General features: G+C 61.2%; 18 protein-coding genes. 7 read left to right on the forward strand and 11 right to left on the reverse strand.

Annotated elements, in window-relative coordinates; all coding sequences use genetic code 11:
• Positions 1 to 242 precede the first annotated feature (242 nt).
• From NTD84_RS04915 to NTD84_RS04950, 8 genes are all read right to left on the reverse strand, one after another.
• Positions 243 to 1841, reverse strand: a complete 1599-nt coding sequence (locus NTD84_RS04915) for an AAA family ATPase (RefSeq protein ID WP_262163883.1) — start codon at positions 1839 to 1841, stop codon at positions 243 to 245.
• A 10-nt stretch (positions 1842 to 1851) separates the two neighbouring features.
• Positions 1852 to 2952 (reverse strand): 3-dehydroquinate synthase, encoded by a 1101-nt coding sequence (gene aroB, locus NTD84_RS04920; RefSeq protein WP_262163884.1) that lies wholly within the window; start codon positions 2950 to 2952, stop codon positions 1852 to 1854.
• A gap of 150 nt (positions 2953 to 3102) precedes the next feature.
• Positions 3103 to 3621, reverse strand: coding sequence for a shikimate kinase AroK (gene aroK, locus NTD84_RS04925; protein ID WP_262163885.1), 519 nt, complete (start codon positions 3619 to 3621; stop codon positions 3103 to 3105).
• A gap of 4 nt (positions 3622 to 3625) precedes the next feature.
• Positions 3626 to 5713: a type IV pilus secretin PilQ gene (gene pilQ, locus NTD84_RS04930; protein ID WP_262163886.1), complete on the reverse strand. Its 2088-nt coding sequence runs from the start codon at positions 5711 to 5713 to the stop codon at positions 3626 to 3628.
• 13 nt (positions 5714 to 5726) lie between these two features.
• On the reverse strand, positions 5727 to 6254 hold the full coding sequence (locus tag NTD84_RS04935; RefSeq protein ID WP_262163887.1) for a pilus assembly protein PilP: 528 nt from the start codon (positions 6252 to 6254) through the stop codon (positions 5727 to 5729).
• On the reverse strand, positions 6251 to 6874 hold the full coding sequence (pilO, locus tag NTD84_RS04940) for a type 4a pilus biogenesis protein PilO (protein ID WP_262163888.1): 624 nt from the start codon (positions 6872 to 6874) through the stop codon (positions 6251 to 6253). Before pilO ends, NTD84_RS04935 begins: the two co-directional genes overlap by 4 nt.
• Positions 6871 to 7437 (reverse strand): PilN domain-containing protein, encoded by a 567-nt coding sequence (locus tag NTD84_RS04945; RefSeq protein WP_262163889.1) that lies wholly within the window; start codon positions 7435 to 7437, stop codon positions 6871 to 6873. The genes pilO and NTD84_RS04945 overlap by 4 nt, the downstream gene beginning before the upstream one ends.
• On the reverse strand, positions 7437 to 8501 hold the full coding sequence (locus tag NTD84_RS04950; protein ID WP_262163890.1) for a pilus assembly protein PilM: 1065 nt from the start codon (positions 8499 to 8501) through the stop codon (positions 7437 to 7439). Before NTD84_RS04950 ends, NTD84_RS04945 begins: the two co-directional genes overlap by 1 nt.
• Before the next feature lie 219 nt (positions 8502 to 8720).
• Here NTD84_RS04950 and NTD84_RS04955 point away from each other — a divergent pair, with 219 nt between their 5' ends.
• Positions 8721 to 11156 carry a penicillin-binding protein 1A gene (locus NTD84_RS04955; protein WP_410017328.1) on the forward strand — a complete coding sequence of 812 codons (2436 nt, stop codon included), beginning with the start codon at positions 8721 to 8723 and terminating at the stop codon, positions 11154 to 11156.
• A 266-nt stretch (positions 11157 to 11422) separates the two neighbouring features.
• Here NTD84_RS04955 and NTD84_RS04960 read toward each other — a convergent pair whose 3' ends face one another.
• The 3 genes from NTD84_RS04960 to rpmE all read right to left on the reverse strand — a co-directional run bounded on the left by NTD84_RS04960 (position 11423) and on the right by rpmE (position 13919).
• On the reverse strand, positions 11423 to 12691 hold the full coding sequence (locus NTD84_RS04960) for a malic enzyme-like NAD(P)-binding protein (RefSeq protein WP_262163892.1): 1269 nt from the start codon (positions 12689 to 12691) through the stop codon (positions 11423 to 11425).
• A gap of 182 nt (positions 12692 to 12873) precedes the next feature.
• Positions 12874 to 13674: a thermonuclease family protein gene (locus NTD84_RS04965; protein ID WP_262163893.1), complete on the reverse strand. Its 801-nt coding sequence runs from the start codon at positions 13672 to 13674 to the stop codon at positions 12874 to 12876.
• 14 nt (positions 13675 to 13688) lie between these two features.
• Positions 13689 to 13919 carry a 50S ribosomal protein L31 gene (gene rpmE / locus NTD84_RS04970; RefSeq protein ID WP_262163894.1) on the reverse strand — a complete coding sequence of 77 codons (231 nt, stop codon included), beginning with the start codon at positions 13917 to 13919 and terminating at the stop codon, positions 13689 to 13691.
• Positions 13920 to 14111: 192 nt separating this feature from the next.
• Here rpmE and NTD84_RS04975 point away from each other — a divergent pair, with 192 nt between their 5' ends.
• The 6 genes from NTD84_RS04975 (at position 14112) to NTD84_RS05000 (ending at position 21749) form a co-directional block, all read left to right on the forward strand.
• Positions 14112 to 16331, forward strand: coding sequence for a primosomal protein N' (locus NTD84_RS04975; protein ID WP_262163895.1), 2220 nt, complete (start codon positions 14112 to 14114; stop codon positions 16329 to 16331).
• 272 nt (positions 16332 to 16603) lie between these two features.
• Positions 16604 to 18340 carry an arginine--tRNA ligase gene (argS, locus tag NTD84_RS04980; RefSeq protein ID WP_262163896.1) on the forward strand — a complete coding sequence of 579 codons (1737 nt, stop codon included), beginning with the start codon at positions 16604 to 16606 and terminating at the stop codon, positions 18338 to 18340.
• A 1-nt stretch (position 18341) separates the two neighbouring features.
• A complete protein-coding gene (locus NTD84_RS04985; protein WP_262163897.1) occupies positions 18342 to 19040 on the forward strand; it encodes an SPOR domain-containing protein in 699 nt (232 codons plus the stop codon).
• A 256-nt stretch (positions 19041 to 19296) separates the two neighbouring features.
• Positions 19297 to 19827, forward strand: a complete 531-nt coding sequence (gene hslV / locus NTD84_RS04990; RefSeq protein WP_090176604.1) for an ATP-dependent protease subunit HslV — start codon at positions 19297 to 19299, stop codon at positions 19825 to 19827.
• Positions 19828 to 19882: 55 nt separating this feature from the next.
• Positions 19883 to 21220, forward strand: coding sequence for an ATP-dependent protease ATPase subunit HslU (gene hslU, locus NTD84_RS04995; RefSeq protein ID WP_262163898.1), 1338 nt, complete (start codon positions 19883 to 19885; stop codon positions 21218 to 21220).
• A 151-nt stretch (positions 21221 to 21371) separates the two neighbouring features.
• Entirely contained in the window at positions 21372 to 21749 is a 378-nt protein-coding gene (locus NTD84_RS05000; RefSeq protein ID WP_262163899.1) for a DUF971 domain-containing protein, read from the forward strand.
• Positions 21750 to 21995: the final 246 nt, after the last annotated feature.

Below are 21995 nucleotides of genomic sequence, written 5' to 3' on the forward strand. Positions count from 1 at the left end.
CATTGTACACACCGACACAGAGGCTCACAAATTTGACGACGAACTGTCGCAAATCTATGTCGCATTTGTGAAAGGTTTAAAGCGATATGCTGTGCTAGTCAAAACTTTTTTAATTCTGACCGCAACGACTCAAAGACTACTGTGACGCAGACACCACAAGGCACGCGGCCTGAAGAGGCGGCATGCGCTTGTAGAAATTTTGAGGTGCCGGGAGAGGCGGCCTGGGTAAGGCCGCCGAATCTTCAGCGAGTTGTTGCCAGTTCCTGTTGGACGCTGGCGACAGTGCGAGGCCAAGGTTTACCAGCCTGAACCTTCGCTGGCAAGGCCTTGATGGCGGTAACGGCTGCGTCGCGGTTGGCGAAGTTACCGTAGGTGATGACGTAAAGCGGCTTGCCGTTGAGGACTTTCTTGAAATAACGGTACTCGCCGCCCTGCTCCTTGACGAAGTTTTGCGCGGTCGCTTCGGAGCTGGTGCCGAGGATCTGCACCACATAGTTGCTGGTCGGTTGCCCGGCGTACCAGGTGCCGCCGGCGGCAGCCTTGGCGCCAGCGACCGGCTTCTCAACCGGTTTGGCGGTCGCGACGGCGGCCGGCTTGGCTGGCGCCTGTGCTGGAGCTGGCTTGATGGCCGGTGCAGTCGGGACAGGCTTGGCCGTCGCGACCTGGGTCGGTGCAGGCGTCGGCTTGGCCGCCGGCGCACCCGCCGGAACGCCCGCAGGTGGCGCCGTGGTGGTCACGGTCGGTGGCGTGGCGCTGGAACCTTCGACCGGCACGCCGTCGTCGCCTTCAGTGATGCCACCGGCTGCTTCAGCGAGCGGGCCGCGCATGACCGGCTGCGAGTTGCCGACCAGCGGCAACGGCATCGGTTGCGAGTTGCCGGCGAATTCCACGGCAGGCGCGCCGCCGCTGTTAGGTTTTGGCGTGCCCTGGCCGAGCGGCAGTTGCGCCTGTTGTTCGTTGGCAGGTGTGCCGGTGGTCGGTGCTTTGCTGCGACCCGGCATCAACCAGGCGGCGGCTACCGCGACCACGACGACGGCGGAAATCGCCAATACGTGTTTCTTCGGCATGTTGAACCCCATACTTGGACGCTTGACCGCTGAGCGGCTGGCAATCATGGCTTCGATCATTGCATCGCGGGCAACCTGGTTGATGTTGCCAGGCCAGCCGTCGGAGCTTTCGTGAATATCAGAGATTTGATCTGCGGTGAAAAGTTCGATACCGCGACCCGCGCCTTCGAGCCGTTGCTCAAGGTATTCGCGGGTCTCTTCTTCGGTATAGGGCTGCAGCTCGATGACGTGGAAACGCTCTTCGTCGAGGTTCAACGCCTCAAGCTGGGCGATCAGCGAGGACTCGCCGAAGAGGAACACGTGCGGTCGCCCTTCCGGCGCACCCGCGGCCAATTCCATCAAGGCTTCCAGCGCGGATTCATCGAGCTGCTCGGCGTCATCCACCAGCAAATAGACTTCCTGCCCCGTGAGCGCAAGCTGGACCACTTGCGAGAGGATTGGGCCGATTTCTGCCTGGGCGACATTCAGTGCCTGGGCGACCTGACGCAAAACGCCAGCCGCATCGCCGGCACCACGGGCGGACACCACCACGCTCTGCACCGACTGTTTGTTGGTGCTGGCCACCAAGGCCTGACGCAGCAGGGTCTTGCCACTGCCTTGCGGGCCGGTGACCACCAGCAGCAACTGGCTGTAGCGCGCCAGGTGATGCAACTGTCCCAGCACCGGTTTGCGCTGGGCCGGGAAGAATTTGAAGCCAGGCACCCGCGGAGCAAAAGGGTCATGGCTTAACTGGAAATGGCCGAGGAAAGCCTCGTCGGCGTGCAAACTAGTCATCGGGATCTTATTAACCTTTAAGCTGAGCCAGGGCGCGGTAATCCGCTCCCAGCGTGGCCTGTAGAACCTCTTTCGGATAATCGTCGGTCACCACCGCTTCGCCCATGTGGCGCAGCAGCACCAGGCGCAAACGACCGTCGATCACTTTCTTGTCAACTGCCATGTGTTCGAGAAAATCGGTTTCCGTCATCTGTTCAGGCGGAATGACCGGCAGGCCGGCACGCTGGAAAAGGCGAATGCCGCGATCACGTTCCTGTTCGCTGATCCAGCCCAGGCGCGCGGACATCTCCAGCGCCATCACGGTGCCAGCAGCGACCGCCTCGCCGTGTAACCACACACCATAGCCCATGTGGGTTTCGATGGCGTGGCCGAAGGTGTGTCCAAGGTTCAATGTCGCACGAACACCGGTTTCCTTTTCATCGGCACCCACCACCGCCGCCTTGGCCGCGCAGGAGCGCTCGATTGCATACGTCAGGGCGACCTGGTCCAGGGCGCGCAGGCGATCGACGTTTTCTTCGAGCCAGGTCAGGAACGGCTCGTCGCAGATCAGCCCGTACTTGATGACTTCCGCCAGCCCGGCGGACAACTCGCGGGCCGGCAAGGTAGTGAGGGAGGTGGTATCGATCAGCACCACGTTCGGCTGATAAAAGGCGCCGATCATGTTTTTGCCCAGCGGATGATTGATCCCGGTCTTGCCGCCTACCGAGGAGTCGACTTGCGACAACAGCGTGGTCGGCACCTGGATGAAATCGACCCCGCGCTGGTAGCAGGCGGCGGCAAACCCGGCCATGTCACCAATCACGCCGCCGCCGAGGGCGATGACCGTGGTGCGGCGGTCATGCCGTGCGGTCAGCAGGCCGTCGAAAATCTGTTGCAGGGTTTCCCAGTTCTTGAAGGCTTCGCCATCGGGCAGTACCACCGAAATTACCGAGAACTGCGCAAGGCTGCGGGTCAGACGTTCGAGGTAGAGCGGCGCAACGGTTTCGTTGGAGATGATCGCCACTTGCTTGCCGCGGATATGCGGGACCAGCAGCTCAGGCTGGTCCAACAAACCTTCGCCAATATGAATCGGGTAGCTGCGCTCGCCTAGATCGACCTTGAGTGTCTGCATGTGTCCCCACAGTGAAGATGGAATCAGGCGTCCCGCCTAGAGTTATCGAATATCCACGGCATCTGTTGGTGGACGCCGGTCGGTAGCCATCTGCCACAACCCTGGACGGTTGTGACAGGACGCCGAGGATAGCGCATTTCGCGCTGCGCTTTAACGGGGAGGCAGTTGGTGCAAGCGGTCAAGAATGTCGAGAACCACCATTCGCGGCGGACGCTCGTCGGTTTCCACCACCAGGTCGGCGATTTCCCGATACAGCGGATCACGCAACTCGAGCAAGTCCCGAAGGGTCTTGGCCGGATCCGCGGTGCGCAGCAAGGGTCGATTGCGGTCACGGGCGGTGCGGCCGACCTGCTGCTCGACCGAGGCATGCAGATAAACCACCCGACCACCGGCACGCAACGCCCGACGATTGGCTTCGCGCATCACGGCCCCGCCGCCGGTCGCCAGCACCACGCCATCACAGCCGCACAGCTCAGCGATCATCGCTTGCTCGCGGTCGCGAAAGCCCGGCTCGCCTTCCTTATCGAAGATCCACGGGATATTGGCGCCCGTGCGCAGTTCAATTTCCTTATCGGAATCTTTGAACGGCAGGCGCAGCTCTTTGGCCAGCAACCGGCCGATGGTGCTTTTTCCAGCCCCCATCGGTCCAACAAGAATCAAATTTCGCACAGAATCAATGACTCACAGCAATCGCCTGGTTGTTCATGATACGCGGAGTGAGAAATACCAGCAGCTCGGATTTTTTCTCCGAAACCACGTCACGCCGGAAAAGGCGGCCAAGATACGGCACATCACCGAGAAATGGCACCTTATCTACAACCTTGCTCTGAGTATTTGAGAAAACCCCACCGATCACGATGGTCTCGCCGTCATTGACCAGGACCTTTGCATTGACCTCGTTTTTCTTGATCGGCGGCACATCCTGGACCTTGTTCAGGTAGTCCGGTTCGTCCTTGGTGACCTTGACCTCCATGATGATCCGGTTGTCCGGCGTGATCTGCGGCGTCACTTCCAGCGACAGCGAGGCCTCCTTGAACGACACCGACGTAGCGCCGCTGGAACTGGCTTCCTGATACGGAATCTCGGTGCCCTTGAGGATCTTCGCGGTTTCCTTGTCGGAGGTCACCACCTTGGGCTGCGAGACGATTTCGCCGTTGCCGGTTTTCTCCATCGCGGTCAGCTCCAGATCCAGCAGCACGTTGTCGGTAATGAACGCGATGCCGAGCCCTGAGGTATTACCAGCGGTGCCCATGTCGACGAACGGTGAGTTGGTGCTGGTGCTGCCGGGCGTGCCCACCGTCGTCGACGACCCATTGACCCCGGAGCCGTTCCAGTTGCCTTTCTGAATCGAACCACCCCAGCGCACGCCAAGGCTCTTGTCGTAGTCGACGTTGGCTTCGACGATCCGCGCCTCGATCATCACCTGCCGCACCGGGATGTCCAGTTGCGCGACGATACGGCGCAGCTCGTCCAACCGGTCCTGGGTCTGGTAGGCAATGATGTTGTTGGTCCGCTCATCGACGGTGATCGATCCGCGCTCGTCGACTTTCGCCTCGGCACTGGTCACCGACTGGAACAGCTTGGCAATGTCAGCGGCCTTGGCGTAATTGACCTGCAGCAATTCTCGACGCAGGGGCGCCAGTTCGGCGATCTGCTTCTGCGACTCCAGTTCCTGGCGCTCACGGGCGGCGATCTCGTCAGCCGGCGCCACCAACAGCACGTTGCCGATCTTGCGCTTGTCCAGGCCTTTGGTCTTCAGCACCAGGTCCAGCGCCTGATCCCACGGTACGTTTTGCAGACGCAAGGTAATGCCGCCCTGCACCGTGTCGCTGGCTACCAGGTTGAGGTTGGTGAAGTCGGCGATCAGTTGCAGCACCGAGCGCACGTCGATGTCCTGGAAATTCAGCGAGAGCTTTTCGCCGGTGTAGGCGAAACGCTCGGCGTTGCGCTTTTGCAAATCGTCGACCGTCATCGGACGGATGCTGACAGTCAACTTGTTATCGGTCTGATAGGTGGAGTAATCGAAGGCCCCGCTGGGTTCGATGCTGATGGTCGCCCGGTCACCCGTGGCGCTGGCGTTGACGAACTGCACCGGCGTGGCGAAGTCCTTGACGTCCAGGCGTACCCGCAGCGGTTCCGGCAATTGGGTTCTGGCGAAACCGAGGACGATCTTGCCATCGCGTTCCTGAATGTCCGGGGCGATGGACGGATCTGACAGATCGATGACCACGTTGCCTTCGCCCTGGGTGCCGCGCTGGAAATCCACTCCACGGATTGCCTTGCTGACCGGCGCATAGGTTTTCGCCGGCGCCGCAGTGGCTGTGGCGACACGTGACGGCTTGGCCGCAGGTGCGTGGGCAGGTGCGGCCGCCGCGCTGCCGCCTCCGCGCCCGACCACCACGAACAGCGTGTTGCCCTCGACGCGGGCGGTGTACGGGCTCAACTGCGTCAGATTGATGATCAGCCGCGTACGATCATTGGCTTCCACGACTGTGGCGCTGCGGGCATTGCCACCCCCAAGGTCGCGGGTTTTGCTCGCCAACTGACTGACCACGCCGGGCAGGTCCAGCGCAATCCGTGCAGGCTGCTCCGTTGTGTAACCGTGGGGCGCAGGAGGAGTGCCATCGAATGACAACTTCAACTCGACACGGTCTCCCGGCAGCGCAGCGACGTCCAGCGCTTTGAGGTTGGCCGCCAGTACCATCGGGGAAAGCAACGCTATCCATAGCGAAATTCCGAAGGTTGAGAAAATCCTGTTCATTGTTCGAGTTCCACTATGAGTGCTCTTTCAAAGGGATGGTCCGCGGCCGTTCCAGCCAGGCGCCTTCGCCATCGGGAACGATTTCGACCACATCGACTTGCGAGCCGCTGATGGCCACGATCCGGCCATCGTTACGTCCCAGGTAATCGCCGACTTTCAACCGATGCACGCCACCCGCCCCGCGCAACAGCGCGAAGGAGCCCGCAGCATTGGAGATCGTGCCGACCATTTCAAACTGCTCGATGTTGAAACCTTCGAGGTACTGCTTGACCCGGGTGGGGTCAGGCTTGACGTTACGCGAGCCACGCTTCTGGCCGGCAAGGTCGACTCTGACCTGCCGGGAAAACGGGCTGCGCAGGTTGGCGGCGTTGTAGGTGAACGTGGGGTAGGACCGAAACGTCGGCGTTGGTTCAATCTTGCCCGGCGCACGCAGACGCATTTCATTCATGTAAGCATCCAGGTCAGCGAAGTCATTCCCGCCGCCACACCCCGCCAGGACAAGCAACATCCCGACCAGCACAAGTAAACGAATCGGGCTCATTTTTGCGGCCCCTTGTCGTTGTAGCGGTAGGTCTTGGCAAGAATGCTCATGCGTAATTTCTGCCCACCTTCGGGATCGGCCGGCTTAACGTCGAAGTCATGCAAGGTGACGATTCGCGGCAACCCGGCCACGCCACTGACAAACGTCGCGAGGTCGTGATAGGCGCCGGTGACGGTGATCTGGATCGGCAGTTCGATGTAGAACGGCTGGGTGACCTCCGGCAGCAGTTTGATCTCCTCGAACTCCAGGCCACTGCCCAGGCCGGTTCGGGTGATGTCTTCCAGCAGACCGGGCACCTCGGTGTCGCTGGGCAATTGCCGCAACAGGACGCCAAAGGAGTTCTCCATTTCCTTCATCTGCTGGACGTAAAGCTCCAGGTTCGCCGCCATGTGCACCTTGCTGGCGAATTGCTCCTTGAGCGTCGTCTCTTCCTCACGCTTGAGATCAAGCTGGGTTTCAAGGTCGCTGATTGAAAAGTTGTAGCCCAGCGTGAACACCAGAATCATCAGCAGGACTGCCGCCAGCGCCTTGATGGCGGGCGGCCAGGAGCCCATGTTGTTGGTGTCCAGATCATTGATGTCGATCTTGCGCAGGCCTTCAAACCACTCCGCCGGACTCATTGAGCGCCCTCCACAACGGCAGGCTGAGTCTGGCGAACGGTCAACTGGAACACATTGGCCTGGTCCAGCTGGCCGGCGGTGGTGGCTTTCACTTCCGTCAGCGAGGGGGCGTCGAACCAGTCCGACGCATCGAGATTACGCATCAGCTCCGACACGCGATTATTGGAGTCCGCCGCGCCGGTGATCGACAGAGTCTTGCCTTCCATTTTCACCTCGGTGAAATACACCCCGTCCGGCAACGTACGCGCCAACTGATCGAAGATCCGCCCGCTGATCGGACGATTGCCTTGCAGGTCCTGGATGATGCGCATGCGCTCGACCAACTGCTGGCGTCGGGCTTTCAGCTCGCTGATCTGTTTGATCCGCTCATCGACTACCGCAATCTGCTTGCCGATGTAATCGTTTCGGGCGATCTGTCGGTCGATGGCGCCACTGATGGCCTGGTCCGCAATCAGCACCGCGCCGATGGAGCCCACCAGCACTCCGACCAACGCCAGCAAAAAGCGTTTGCGGCGCTCCTCCCGCAGTTCGTCGCGCCAGGGTAAAAGGTTGATCCGCGCCATCAGTCGAAACTCCTGAGGGCCAGCCCGCACGCGATCATCAGCGCCGGCGCGTCGCCGGCCAGCGCACCGGCGTTGACCTTACTGCTCAAGGCCATGTCCGAGAATGGATTGGCCACCTGCGTCGGCGTGTTCAATCGTTGCTCGATAAGGCGGTCCAGCCCCGGAACCGAAGCGGTGCCGCCGGCCAACAAAATGTGATCGACCGCATTGTACTGACCGGAGGCGAAGAAAAACTGCAGCGAGCGCGACACCTGCTGCACGAGTGCGTCGCGGAACGGTTGCAGGACTTCGCTGGCGTAATCGTCCGGCAAACCGCCTTGTTTCTTGGCCAGGCCCGCTTGTTCGAACGTCAAGCCATAGCGGCGCTGGATTTCTTCCGTCAGCTGACGGCCACCGAACAGTTGTTCGCGGGTATAGATGATGCGGCCATTGTGCAGCACGCTGAGGGTCGTCATGGTCGCGCCGATGTCGACCACTGCCACGGTCAGGTGCTCCTGAGCGGTGGCCAGATGCCCGGAGAGCAAACCGAAGGAGCGCTCCAACGCATAGGCCTCGATGTCGACCACACGGGCGGTCAGGCCGGCCATCGCGAGGGCCGCTTCGCGGACTTCGACGTTCTCCTTGCGGCAGGCGGCCAGCAGTACATTCACCCGCTCGGGGTTGCGCGCAGAGGGACCCTGGACTTCGAAGTCGATGGCGACTTCGTCCAGCGGATAAGGAATGTATTGATCGGCTTCGATTTTCAGCTGGTTTTCCAGCTCGTCGTCGGAAAGTCCGGCGTCCATTTCAATGGTCTTGGTGATCACTGCCGAACCGGCCACGGCCACGGCGACGTTCCGGAGATTGGTCCGGGCCTTTAATAGTACGCGTGTGAGTGCCTGACCCACGCCTTCAAGCTCGGCGATGTTTTTCTCGACCACCGCACTGGCAGGCAGCGGCTCTACCGCATAGGCCTCGACCCGGTAGCGGTCGCCCTGACGACTCAGCTCAAGGAGCTTCACCGACGTCGAGCTGATATCAATCCCCAACAGCGTATTGGCCTTTTTATTGAAGAGTCCTAGCACTACCAATTCCCTATGACTTTCCGTGAGTTACGGACTCTGTAATGTCCAATGCGTTCAAACCACCCGTCCCGACAGCAGCGCCCATGACGCTCGCGACGGAAAAATGCTTATAATGCCCAGCGTTTTTTTCCGGTTTTTACCTCAAGCGCGGGTCGTTCTTCTTTCAATCTGAACCCTGATGCCTCATTCATTCTTTGCCCTGGATATCCCAAAGCCTTGATTCGTCTGCTGAAGTTTTTCGGTTGGTCCATCGTCGCCGTATTCTGCGGACTGCTTCTTGGTCTCAGCGGCGCATTTCTTTACCTTAGTCCCGGATTGCCGTCCGTGGAGGCGTTGAGAAGCATTCAGTTGCAGATTCCGTTGCGGGTCTACAGCAGCGATAACAAGTTGATCGCAGAATTTGGCGAAATGCGCCGTACTCCGATCCGTTTCGCCGACATTCCCCCCAATTTCATCAATGCGTTACTAAGTGCTGAAGACGACAACTTTGCCAATCACTACGGCGTCGACCCCAGCAGCCTGATGCGCGCGGCCACCCAATTGGTCAAAAGCGGTCATATCCAGTCCGGCGGCAGCACCATCACCATGCAGGTGGCGAAGAACTTCTTCCTGACCAGCGAACGCAGCTTCTCACGCAAAACCACCGAGATCCTCCTCGCTCTGCAGATCGAACGTCAACTGACCAAGGACGAAATCCTCGAGTTATACGTCAACAAGATCTATTTGGGTAACCGAGCTTACGGTATTGAGGCCGCGGCACAGGTTTATTACGGCAAGTCGATTCGTGACGTGAGCCTGGCGCAAATGGCGATGATTGCCGGTCTGCCAAAAGCCCCGTCACGTTTCAACCCGTTGGCCAACCCGGCGCGCAGCAAGGAGCGTCGCGACTGGATCCTGGGGCGGATGTACAAGCTCGGGAAAATCAGCGAAGCCGATTACACCACCGCGATCAATGAACCGCTGAACGCCAGCTATCACGTGCCGACTCCGGAAGTGAACGCGCCGTATATCGCTGAAATGGCCCGCGCCGAAATGGTCGGGCGCTACGGCAGCGATGCCTATACCGAAGGTTTCCGCGTCACGACCACCGTGCCGAGCAACTTGCAGGAAATGGCCAACACCGCGCTTCACGAAGGCTTGATGACCTACGACCAGCGTCACGGTTATCGCGGCCCCGAGTCGCGCCTGCCAGGCAAGACCCGCGAAGCCTGGGCCACCGAGCTGACCAAGCAGCGCACCATCAGCAGCCTTGAACCCGCCATCGTCACCCAAGTCGAGAAAAACGGCCTGCAGGTGATGACCCGCACCGGCGATGAACACGTTGGCTGGGACAGTATGAAATGGGCGCGGCCGTTCCTGAATACGAACAGCATGGGCGCCAACCCCAAGCAGCCGTCGGATGTGGCGCAGGTCGGCGATCTGATTCGCGTCCAGCGCCAGCCTGACAACTCGCTGAGGTTCAGCCAGATCCCGCAGGCCCAAGGCGCACTGGTATCCCTCGATCCGCAGAACGGCGCCATTCGTTCGCTGGTCGGTGGCTTCGCCTTCGAGCAAAGCAACTACAACCGCGCCCTGCAGGCCAAGCGTCAGCCGGGTTCGAGTTTCAAGCCGTTCGTCTACAGCGCTGCGCTGGATAATGGCTACACCGCCGCCAGCCTGGTGAACGATGCACCGATCGTGTTCGTCGACGAATACCTGGACAAGGTCTGGCGTCCGAAGAACGACACCAACACCTTCCTCGGTCCGATCCGCCTGCGCGAAGGGCTGTACAAGTCGCGCAACCTGGTATCGATCCGTCTGGTCCAGGCCCTGGGCGTTGATCGCACCATCGACTACATCAGCAAGTTCGGCTTCAACAAGCAGGACCTGCCGCGCAATCTGTCCCTGGCGCTCGGCACCGCCACGCTGACGCCAATGGAGATCGCCACCGGCTGGAGCACTTTTGCCAACGGCGGCTACAAGGTCAGCCCTTACATCATCGACAAGATCGAAAGCCGCAACGGCGACACGCTGTTCGTCGCCAACCCGCCAAGCGTGCCCAAGGGCGACGTCGTCGCGGACGGCATTGCTGCACCGACCGCCGGAGCCTTCACGGTCAACGCGACGCCTGGCGAAGCCCCGGGCCAGCCAGCGCCGCAGGCACCGGCCGTGGCCGAACGCATTGTCGATGGTCGCACCACCTACATCCTCAACAGCATGCTGGAGGACGTGATCAAGCTCGGTACCGGTCGCCGCGCGCTGGCCATGGGTCGTCCCGACATCGCGGGCAAGACGGGTACCACCAACGAATCCAAGGATGCCTGGTTCTCGGGCTACAACGCCGATTACGTGACCACCGTGTGGACCGGTTTCGACCAGCCGGAAAGCCTCGGCAAGCGCGAGTTCGGCGGCACCGTGGCGCTGCCGATCTGGATGAACTACATGTCCGCCGCCCTCAAGGACAAGCCGCCGCATACGCAACCGGAGCCGGAAGGCATCCTGAGCCTGCGGGTTGACCCGGTCAGCGGTCGGGCAGCCGCCCCTGGCACACCTGGCGCGTATTTCGAACTGTTCAAGGCCGAAGACACGCCACCGTCGGTGAACGAGCTGGGTAACGGCAATGCGCCGGGCAGCCCGCTGCCGGCGGACGAAGCAGCGCCGATCGATTTGTTCTGATCACAGCAGCATTCGAAAAGCCCCGCCTTCGAGAGAAGTGCGGGGCTTTTTGTTGCCTGCGGTTTTTTGTGCTGGATGACCCGGCCCCTTCGCGGGCAAGCCCGCTCCCACAGGGTTCTGCGGTGTTCCCACGGAATGTGTATCACCGCAATCCCTGTGGGAGCGGCTTGCCCGCGAAGAGGCCCGCCCGGATAACACAAAACCTGCGGGCAATAAAAAACCCCGACTCACAAGAGCCGGGGTTTCGGTTGAAGCGCTACAACGACTTAGCCGTTGAACACGTCATCCACGCTTTTCAGCGGGTAGTTCTTCGGATACGGCAGGGTCGCCACACCGGTCTCGATTGCAGCCTTGGCCACGGCATCGGAGATCACGGTGATCAGACGGGCATCCATTGGTTTCGGAATGATGTACTCACGACCGAATTCCAGCTTGATGCCGCCATAGGCGTCGCAGACTTCCTGAGGCACCGGCAGCTTGGCCAGTTCGCGCAGGGCGTTGGCCGCGGCCACTTTCATTTCTTCGTTGATGCGCTTGGCGCGGACGTCCAGGGCACCACGGAAGATGAACGGGAAGCCCAGTACGTTGTTGACCTGGTTCGGGTAGTCCGAACGGCCGGTCGCCATGATCACGTCGTTACGGGTGGCGTGCGCCAGTTCCGGGGAGATTTCCGGATCCGGGTTCGAGCAGGCGAACACGATCGGGTTGGCCGCCATGGACTTCAGGCCTTCAGGGCTCAGCAGGTTCGGGCCAGACAGGCCCACGAACACGTCAGCTCCGGTCAGGGCATCCGCCAGGGTGCGCTTGTCGGTCGCGTGAGCGAAGACAGCCTTGTACTGGTTCAGGTCGTCGCGGCCGGAGTGGATCACGCCGGTACGGTCAACCATGAAAATGTTTTCGATGTTGGCGCCCATGCTCACCAGCAATTTCATGCAGGAGATGGCGGCCGCACCGGCGCCCAGGCAGACGATCTTGGCTTCCGGCAGGGTTTTGCCAGCGATTTCCAAAGCGTTGATCATGCCGGCCGCGGTCACGATGGCGGTGCCGTGCTGGTCATCGTGGAACACCGGAATGTCACACTGTTCGATCAGCGCGCGCTCGATCTCAAAGCACTCAGGGGCCTTGATGTCTTCCAGGTTGATGCCACCAAAAGTGATGGAGATGCGCTTGACGGTATCGATGAAGGCTTGCGGGCTTTCGGAGTCGACTTCGATGTCGAACACGTCAATACCGGCGAAGCGCTTGAACAGCACGCCCTTGCCTTCCATTACCGGCTTGGAGGCCAACGGGCCGAGGTTGCCCAGGCCCAGAATCGCGGTGCCATCGGAAATGACTGCAACCAGGTTGCCTTTACCGGTGTATTTGTAGGCCAGTTCAGGATCGCGGGCGATTTCGCGTACTGGTTCGGCTACGCCGGGGCTGTAGGCCAGCGACAAATCGCGGGCGGTAGCGGTGGCCTTGGTGAGCTCGACACTCAGCTTCCCTGGACGAGGATTGGCATGATATTCGAGAGCGGCAGTTTTCAAATCAGACATGGGGGCATTCCGCTTTTACTGTTGGACAGACTGGTCAGCGAGGATACGCGCCTCGCAAAGTCCCCACAAGACTGACCGGTCACCCCTGTCAAGCGCCCCGCCCTACGACTTTGGGCCAAGAGCCACGGAACACAAGGGATAGACTGTTCACAATCGACAGAAAAAATGTCTACAATTTTTTATCAGGGCGCCGCTTGCAGCATCGCCGGATCGGTCAATGGCAGAAGCCAGCGTGCCTGCCCCGGCTTCAAACCGCCGCGGCGCGAACGATCCACCACCCAGCCGCGCGCCTCAACAGGCTGACCCTTCAGACGCTCAAGCGCCGACACATCGAAATGGCCCAGCAGGTTGGGCACAACACGCAGGACAAGCGAGTCCTGCAATTCGATCCAAACCCCGTCACGATTGCGCTGGACCTTGCTCACACGCCCACTGACCACGGCAAAACCGGATGCGTTGATCTGCTCCGCCTTCAGTACAGGTGACTGACGCCACACGCCGAGCCTGGCCTGCCGCGCACTGCGCTCCGCCGCTTGCTGACAGGCGACCAGATCGACATTCGGCGCGACCGCCACCTGAAAGCCGAGGCCTTCGGCCAGCATTTGTGCTTCGAGGTTGGCGCCATCGATGCTGTACAGATGAGCCAGGGTACGACCGTATTTGTCCTTGCTCTCCACGCCCGGAAGCACGCCGACCCGCCCGTCACTGGCAGCCACCAATGCTTCCAGGCGTTTGCGCGCCACGACGGCAAACGGCTCGTCGGTACGCCCCTGCTTGCCCAGCTCGGGCGTGTTCAAGCCAATCATGCGCACACTACGGCCGTCGCTCAGGCGCAAGGTGTCGCCATCCACTACCCGCTGCACCGCGACTGGCGTCAGTCCACGCGGCGCCGGACAAAAAGCCTGGGCGCCCGGGAGCCAAATCGCGGACACAAAAAAGGCGCCCGCAAGGGACGCCTTTTTCAACAGCAAGGAAAAGCCCATCGGGCTCTTCAACCTTACTCTGCAGCAGCAGCTTTAGGCTTGCCGAAAGCACCGAAACGGTCTGCAAAGCGCTGTACACGACCGCCAGTATCCAGAGTTTTCTGCTTACCGGTGTAGAACGGGTGGCACTCGTTGCATACGTCGATCGCCAGAGGCTTGGCCAGGTTCGAACGGGTTTCGAACTTGTTGCCACAGCTGCAGGTAACTGCGGTGATTTCGTATGTTGGATGGATATCGGCTTTCATGATGTATTCCTCAGGCTAGCGTGCCGCCACTCAACACCATTGTTGAATACCGCACGTAATTAGGCCGCGGATTCTACCAGACAATGCCAATCACGCAAGCTGTCCCTTCTACCGACCGTCTGCTAGGCTCCCGATCCAATCGCCGCTCCAATGGCCCAGCTGTTATTTTTTTGTTTATCGAGATCCCCCCGCGTGCCCGACGCCATTTTGCGCCTCGCCCTGCCTTCGCCGCTGCGCCGCCTGTTTGATTACCGCGCCCCGGCCGGGGTGCTGCGCGCCCAGTTGCAGCCGGGCATGCGTCTGCGAGTGCCGTTCGGCCGGCGGGAGATGATCGGGATTCTGGTGGAGGTCACCGACACCAGCGAAGTCCCGGCGGAAAAGCTCAAACCGGCCCTGGCCCTGCTCGACGCCACGCCACCCTTGCCGCCCGCGCTGTTCAAGTTGTGCCTGTGGACCTCCCAGTATTATCAGCACAGCCTGGGCGACACCTTGAGCTGGGCGCTGCCGGTGCTGCTGCGCCAGGGCGAACTGGCCGAAGCGCGCCAGGAACGCTTCTGGTCCGCCGCGCCCGGCGCCAGCCTCGATGACCCGCGCATCGCCCGCGCGCCGCGTCAGCGTGAGGCCCTGGCGACCCTGGCCCAGCACCCCCACGGCGTCGCCCATCAATTGCTGAGCAAATTGATGCTGAGCAAGGACAGCCTCGACTTGCTGCTCGCCAAGGAGCTGGTGCACGTCGAAATTCGCAAACACGCCCCCGGCGCGCGCCACGAGCATTGGCTGGCGCAACCTGAGCTGCCGCTCAACCCGGAACAGCGCGCCGCGTACGAGGCGATTCGCGCCGGCTTCGACAGTTACCACGCGTTCCTGCTGGCCGGAGTCACCGGCAGCGGCAAGACCGAAGTCTATTTGCAACTGATCCGCGAAACCCTCGAAGCAGGCAAGCAAGCGTTGGTGCTGATCCCGGAGATCAATCTCGGCCCACAGACCCTGGCGCGCTTCGAACAACGCTTCAACGCCCGCATCGCGCTGATCCACTCGGCGGTCAACGATCGTGAACGCCTGGACGCCTGGCTCGCCGCCCGGGACGGTGACGCCGACATTATTATCGGCACCCGCTCGGCGCTGTTCACGCCGATGAAGAACCCCGGCCTGATCATCATCGACGAAGAGCACGACGGCTCCTATAAACAGCAGGAAGGCTTGCGCTACCACGCCCGCGATCTGGCCCTGGTGCGCGCACGGCAGGAAAACATCCCGATCGTGCTCGGTTCCGCCACGCCATCGCTGGAAAGCCTGCACAACGCCTACACCGGCCGGTACGGCCTCCTGCGCCTGAATGAACGCGCCGGTGGCGCCAGGCAACCGCGCTTCCTGCGCCTGGATGTGAAAAGTCGTCCGCTGGACAGCGGCATTTCCGGGCCGATGCAGCAAGCCATTGGTCAGACCTTGGCGGCCGGGCAGCAGGTGCTGGTGTTTCTCAATCGCCGGGGCTTCGCGCCCACCCTGTTGTGCCACGACTGCGGCTGGATGTCCGAATGCCAGCGCTGCGATGCACGGATGACCGTGCACCAACGCTCCGGTGAACTGCGTTGCCACCATTGCGGCGAAGTCGAGCGTGTTCCGCGGCACTGCCCGAAATGTGGCAAAGTCGATTTGCGCCCCGTGGGGGCCGGCACCGAGCGTGCCGAAGAGCGCCTGGCGATTCTGTTCCCGGACTTTCCGGTGTTGCGGGTCGATCGCGACAGCACCTCGCGCAAAGACGCGATGAATCAGTTGTTCGCGACCATTCAGAAAGGCCAGCCATGCATTTTGGTGGGCACGCAGATGCTTGCCAAAGGGCATCACTTTCCACGGGTGACGCTGGTGTCGATTCTCGATGCCGACGGCGGCTTGTTCTCCGGCGACTTCCGCGCCAGCGAGCGCATGGCGCAGTTGATTGTGCAAGTCGCCGGACGGGCAGGCCGCGCTGAAGAGCCGGGCAAGGTCATTATCCAGACACATTTGGCGGACCATCCGCTGCTGGTGCAATTGACCGAACAAGGCTATTTCGCCTTTGCCGAGCAAGCGCTGAGCGAGCGGCGTTCGGCCGGGTTGCCGCCGTTTGCACATTTGGCGCTGCTGCGGGCCGAAGCGCATAAACCGGGGCAGGCCGAGGGTTTCCTGGATGAAGCCTGCAACGAGGCTGAACGCCTGTTGGCCGAGCAGAATCTGACCGGGATCGAGTTACTCGGGCCGGTGCCGGCCCCCATGGAACGCCGGGCCGGACGCTACCGGGCGCAGTTGTTATTGCAGGCGACGGCCCGGGCGCCCCTGCATCGGCTGCTCGCCAGCTGGTTGCTGGTGCTGGAGCAGATGCCGAGCGGGCGAGCGGTGCGCTGGTCGCTGGATGTCGACCCGGTCGATTTGTATTGATTTGAAGAATGCCCTCACCCCTGTAGGAGCGAGGGGGACGCCTAGTTCTTGCTCGCGATGAACCCGAGGGTGCCGCGCGCAACCAGTAAAACGCTTCATCGTTGACCTACATCGCGAGCAAGCTCGCTCCTACAGTGATTGCGGTGGATTAGTCACCACATATCCACAACCTGCCCGCTATAGTTGGCAAGCCCGCCTTCGCAACGGATAATGCCCAGTTTTTCCACCAGCGCATCGAAGCGCCGCCGCGCTTGCGGTCGAAAGAGAAGACCATGAAAGACACCATTCGCCAGCTGATCCAACAAGCCATCACCCAACTCGTCAACGAAGGTGTGTTGCCTGAAGGCCTGTCGCCGGCGATCCAGGTGGAAAACTCCCGCGACAAGAAGAATGGCGACTTCGCCAGCAACATCGCGATGATGCTGGCCAAGCCGGCCGGTATGAAGCCCCGCGACCTGGCCGAGAAAATCATCGCCGCGCTGCCGGCCGACGAGAACGTCAGCAAGGCCGAAATCGCCGGCCCTGGCTTCCTGAATTTTTTCCAGAACACCGACGCCCTGGCTTCGCGCCTGGACGCCGCCCTGGCCGACGCGCACATCGGCGTACGCAAGGCCGGCCCGGTGCAGCGCACGGTGGTCGACCTGTCGGCGCCGAACCTGGCCAAAGAGATGCACGTCGGCCACTTGCGCTCGACCATCATCGGCGACGGCGTGGCCCGGGTACTGGAATTCCTCGGTGATGAAGTGATCCGGCAGAACCACGTGGGCGACTGGGGCACCCAGTTCGGCATGTTGATGGCCTACCTGCAGGAAAACCCGATCACCAGCGACGAGCTGTCGGATCTGGAAAACTTCTACCGCGCCGCCAAGCAACGCTTCGACGAATCCGAAGAGTTCGCCGATCGTGCCCGTGGCCTGGTGGTCAAGCTGCAGGCCGGCGATGCCGACTGCCTGGCGCTGTGGACCAAGTTCAAAGACATTTCGCTGTCGCACTGCCAGAAAATCTACGAACTGCTGAACGTGAAACTGACCATGGCCGATGTGATGGGCGAAAGCGCCTACAACGACGATCTGGTCAACGTGGTCAACGACCTCAGGGCCGCAGGCATGCTGGTCGAAAGCAACGGCGCCCAGTGCGTGTTTCTCGACGAGTTCAAGAACGCCGACGGCGACCCGCTGCCGGTGATTATCGTCAAGGCTGACGGCGGCTACCTCTACGCCACCACCGACCTGGCGGCCGTGCGTTATCGCAGCGGTAAACTCAAAGCTGATCGCGCGCTGTATTTTGTCGACCAGCGCCAGGCCCTGCATTTCCAGCAAGTGTTCGCCGTGGCCCGCAAGGCCGGCTTCGTCACGCACCCGATGGAAATGGAACACATGGGCTTCGGCACCATGAACGGTGCCGATGGCCGTCCGTTCAAGACCCGCGACGGCGGCACCGTGAAGCTGATCGATCTGCTGACCGAAGCCCAGGAGCGCGCCTACACCCTGGTCAAGGACAAGAACCCTGAGCTGGCCGAAACCGAGTTGCGTAACATCGCCAAGGTCGTGGGCATTGGCGCGGTGAAATATGCCGACTTGTCCAAGCATCGCACCAGCGACTACAGCTTCAACTTCGACCTGATGCTGAACTTCGAAGGCAACACCGCGCCGTACCTGCTGTACGCCTACACCCGCGTGGCCGGCGTGTTCCGCAAGCTCGGCAAGGACTTCAGCGAAGTCGAAGGCCAGATCGTCCTCGAAGCCGCCCACGAGCACGAACTGGCCGCGAAACTCGCGCAGTTCGGCGAAGTGCTGAACAACGTTGCCGACAAAGGGACGCCGCACATCCTGTGCACCTACCTGTACGATGTCGCCGGCCTTTTCTCCAGCTTCTACGAGAACTGCCCGATCCTCAGCGCGGACACCCCGGCGCAAATGCAGAGCCGCCTGCGCCTCGCCGCGCTGACCGGCCGCACTCTCAAGCAAGGCCTGGAACTGTTGGGCCTGGAAACTCTGGAGCGTATGTAAGTTGGCTGCCAAGAAAAAACCTGCACCCAAGCGTGGCGCCAGCCGTTACCAAGCTCCTGCGAAGCAACCGATCCCGGGCTGGCTGTGGATGGCCATCGGCCTGGCGGTCGGCGCGTTCATTGTGTTCCTGATGAAGCTGGAACCGGGCAAGGGCAGCGAGAGCGTCAAGCGCGAGAAAATCGAACAGCAGAAAGCGTCGAAGATCGCCGAGGCCAACAAGACCCCGCCGAGCCCGACGCAACCGGTGAAGCCGAAGTACGACTTCTACACCTTGCTGCCGGAATCGGAAGTCATCGTGCCGCCGGACGCCGTGCCGGAGAAAACCCCGCCAACGCCGGCCGTGCCGACCACCCCGGTCACACCGGCGGAAGCGGCGAAGATCGACACCGCGCGGGCTCAGGCAGCGCTGGCAGGCATTACGCCGCCACCGGCACCGCCGGTCGCCAAGGCGGCACCGGTGACCAAGTTCTTCCTGCAGGCCGGGTCGTTCCGCAAAGAGGCGGATGCGGACAAGGTGCGGGCGCAGATCATCCTGCTGGGGCAGGCGGTGGCGGTTGAGTCTGGCACCGTGAAGGACGAAACCTGGTACCGGGTGCTGGTTGGGCCGTTCAGCAACCGCGAACAGCTGACCACTGCGCAGAAGCAACTGGCCGGCGCCGGGTTTAGCAACTTGTTGTTACAACAACGCCAGAACCGCTGATTTCGCCAGCAGCACCGCGTTATCGTTCTTCGCGGGCAAGCCTGCTCCCACGATGATTTGTGTCGAACACAACATATGTGCTCGGCACTGGGCCTGTGGGAGCGGGCTCGCCCGCGAAGGCGTCAGCCCAGACACCCCTTATCCCCAGGACCAAACACCGCTCGTCCCCTCCCTTACCCCACAGTTGAAATCCGCTCCACCACCCCCATATGAATGGGCAGAAGGCATTTTCGCCCCGCTGCGTGGAGACTCTCCCTTGACCACCATCGTTTCAGTTCGCCGCCACGGCAAAGTCGTCATGGGCGGCGACGGCCAGGTTTCGCTCGGCAATACCGTGATGAAAGGCAACGCGAAGAAAGTTCGCCGCCTGTACCACGGCCAGGTCATTGCCGGTTTTGCCGGAGCCACCGCTGACGCCTTCACCCTCTTTGAACGCTTTGAAGGCCAGCTCGAGAAACATCAGGGTCACCTGGTTCGCGCCGCCGTCGAACTCGCCAAAGAATGGCGCACCGACCGCTCCCTCAGCCGCCTCGAAGCCATGCTCGCGGTCGCCAACAAAGACGCCTCCCTGATCATCACCGGCAACGGCGACGTGGTCGAGCCTGAGCAAGGCCTGATCGCCATGGGCTCCGGCGGCGGTTACGCCCAGGCCGCCGCCAGCGCGCTGTTGAAGAAAACCGATCTGTCCGCGCGGGAAATCGTTGAAACCGCGCTCGGCATCGCCGGCGACATCTGCGTATTCACCAACCACACCTTCACCATTGAGGAGCAGGACCTCGCCGAGTAAGCCTGTTCCGGCCTTCGCGCCACGGCTTGCTTTTGCTTGAGGACCGCCAATTACTATGTCCATGACTCCCCGTGAAATCGTCCACGAACTCAATCGCCATATCATCGGCCAGGACGATGCCAAGCGCGCCGTCGCCATCGCACTGCGTAACCGCTGGCGCCGGATGCAGCTGCCGGAAGAGCTGCGTGTTGAAGTTACCCCCAAGAACATCCTGATGATCGGCCCGACCGGTGTCGGCAAGACCGAGATCGCCCGGCGCCTGGCGAAACTGGCCAACGCGCCGTTCATCAAGGTCGAAGCGACCAAGTTCACCGAAGTCGGCTATGTCGGCCGGGACGTCGAGTCGATCATTCGTGACCTCGCCGACGCCGCGATCAAACTGCTGCGCGAACAGGAAATGACCAAGGTTCGCCACCGCGCCGAAGACGCTGCCGAAGAGCGCATCCTCGACGCCCTGCTGCCACCGGCGCGCATGGGTTTCAACGAAGACGCCGCTACGTCGACCGATTCCAACACCCGCCAGCTGTTCCGCAAGCGCCTGCGCGAAGGCCAGCTGGATGACAAGGAGATCGAGATCGAAGTCGCCGAAGTGGCCGGCGTCGACATCTCCGCGCCACCGGGCATGGAAGAAATGACCAACCAGTTGCAGAGCCTGTTCGCCAACATGGGCAAGGGCAAACGCAAGAGCCGCAAGATCAAGGTCAAGGAAGCGCTGAAACTGGTGCGCGACGAAGAAGCCAGCCGCCTGGTCAACGATGAAGAGTTGAAGGCCAAGGCCCTGGAAGCGGTCGAGCAGCACGGCATCGTGTTCATCGACGAAATCGACAAGGTCGCCAAGCGCGGCAATTCCGGTGGCGTCGACGTGTCCCGCGAAGGCGTGCAGCGCGATTTGCTGCCACTGATCGAAGGCTGCACGGTCAATACCAAACTGGGCATGGTCAAGACTGACCACATCCTGTTCATCGCTTCCGGCGCATTCCACCTGAGCAAGCCGAGCGATCTGGTGCCCGAGCTGCAAGGCCGCCTGCCGATTCGGGTCGAACTGAAGGCGCTGACGCCGGAAGACTTCGAGCGCATTCTCAGTGAGCCCCATGCGTCGCTCACCGAGCAGTATTGCGCGCTGCTGAAAACCGAAGGCCTGGGCATCGAGTTCAAGCCGGACGGGATCAAGCGCATCGCCGAGATCGCCTGGCAGGTCAACGAGAAAACCGAGAACATCGGCGCCCGTCGTCTGCACACGCTGCTTGAGCGCCTGCTCGAAGAGGTGTCGTTCAGTGCCGGCGACCTGGCCAGCGCCCACGACGACAAGGTGATCGAGATCGACGCCGACTACGTCAACAGCCACCTCGGCGAATTGGCGCAGAACGAAGACCTTTCCCGTTATATCCTGTAAGCCATACCCACAGGCCAACGCGGACCTGTGGGAGCGGGCTTGCTCGCGAATGCGGTGTCTCGGTCGACTCAATGTTCTCTGAGGCACCGCAATCGCGAGCAAGCCGCTCCCACAGGTTGACCGCATTCGCCGCACAAATGGATTGCCGGCCATGACCCAACTCCCCACCGACGTCAAACTGCACAAAGCCTCGAAAACCCTGTCGCTGAAATACGCATCCGGCGAGGAACATCATCTGCCCGCCGAATTCCTGCGCGTGCACTCTCCTTCCGCCGAGGTCCAGGGCCACGGCAAACCTATCCTGCAATTTGGCAAGATCGGCGTAGGCCTGACCAAGGTAGAACCGGCCGGTCAGTACGCACTGAAACTGACCTTCGACGACGGCCACGACAGCGGCTTGTTCACCTGGGACTACCTGTACCAGTTGGGCGTGCGCCAGGAAGCTCTCTGGAACGATTATCTTGCCGAACTGAAAGCCGCCGGAAAAACCCGCGATCCGAGCGAGTCGGTTGTCAAACTGATGCTCTAATCCGTGCCTCTTGCGCATTAGAGGGCATTTTCTAATTTCATCTGTTTGAATGCTTGGCCGCAGGGCCAGTCATTGGCCTGCTTGCGAAAAAAATTAAACTCGGGTAACCAATGGAGCTGGCAAGTTCCCTGCAGTGCTCTCTGCGAACAAAAAGCAGCGGTGCAGTATTAACGGTCACCCGAGCAGTAGTACCTGGCATTGGCTGTGTACTGACACAGCTGGACCCTGGTACTCGTCTCAGGACAA

It is taken from the genome of Pseudomonas sp. 14P_8.1_Bac3, assembly GCF_025466085.1.
Taxonomy (GTDB): domain Bacteria; phylum Pseudomonadota; class Gammaproteobacteria; order Pseudomonadales; family Pseudomonadaceae; genus Aquipseudomonas.

Coding starts and splice junctions, on each gene's coding strand:
- NTD84_RS04915 (WP_262163883.1), bottom strand. CDS start 1,841: ATGACTAGTTTGCACGCCGACGAGGCTTTCCTCGGCCATTTCCAGTTA.
- aroB (WP_262163884.1), bottom strand. CDS start 2,952: ATGCAGACACTCAAGGTCGATCTAGGCGAGCGCAGCTACCCGATTCAT.
- pilQ (WP_262163886.1), bottom strand. CDS start 5,713: ATGAACAGGATTTTCTCAACCTTCGGAATTTCGCTATGGATAGCGTTG.
- NTD84_RS04935 (WP_262163887.1), bottom strand. CDS start 6,254: ATGAGCCCGATTCGTTTACTTGTGCTGGTCGGGATGTTGCTTGTCCTG.
- pilO (WP_262163888.1), bottom strand. CDS start 6,874: ATGAGTCCGGCGGAGTGGTTTGAAGGCCTGCGCAAGATCGACATCAAT.
- NTD84_RS04945 (WP_262163889.1), bottom strand. CDS start 7,437: ATGGCGCGGATCAACCTTTTACCCTGGCGCGACGAACTGCGGGAGGAG.
- NTD84_RS04960 (WP_262163892.1), bottom strand. CDS start 12,691: ATGTCTGATTTGAAAACTGCCGCTCTCGAATATCATGCCAATCCTCGT.
- NTD84_RS04965 (WP_262163893.1), bottom strand. CDS start 13,674: ATGGGCTTTTCCTTGCTGTTGAAAAAGGCGTCCCTTGCGGGCGCCTTT.
- rpmE (WP_262163894.1), bottom strand. CDS start 13,919: ATGAAAGCCGATATCCATCCAACATACGAAATCACCGCAGTTACCTGC.
- argS (WP_262163896.1), top strand. CDS start 16,604: ATGAAAGACACCATTCGCCAGCTGATCCAACAAGCCATCACCCAACTC.
- hslU (WP_262163898.1), top strand. CDS start 19,883: ATGTCCATGACTCCCCGTGAAATCGTCCACGAACTCAATCGCCATATC.
- NTD84_RS05000 (WP_262163899.1), top strand. CDS start 21,372: ATGACCCAACTCCCCACCGACGTCAAACTGCACAAAGCCTCGAAAACC.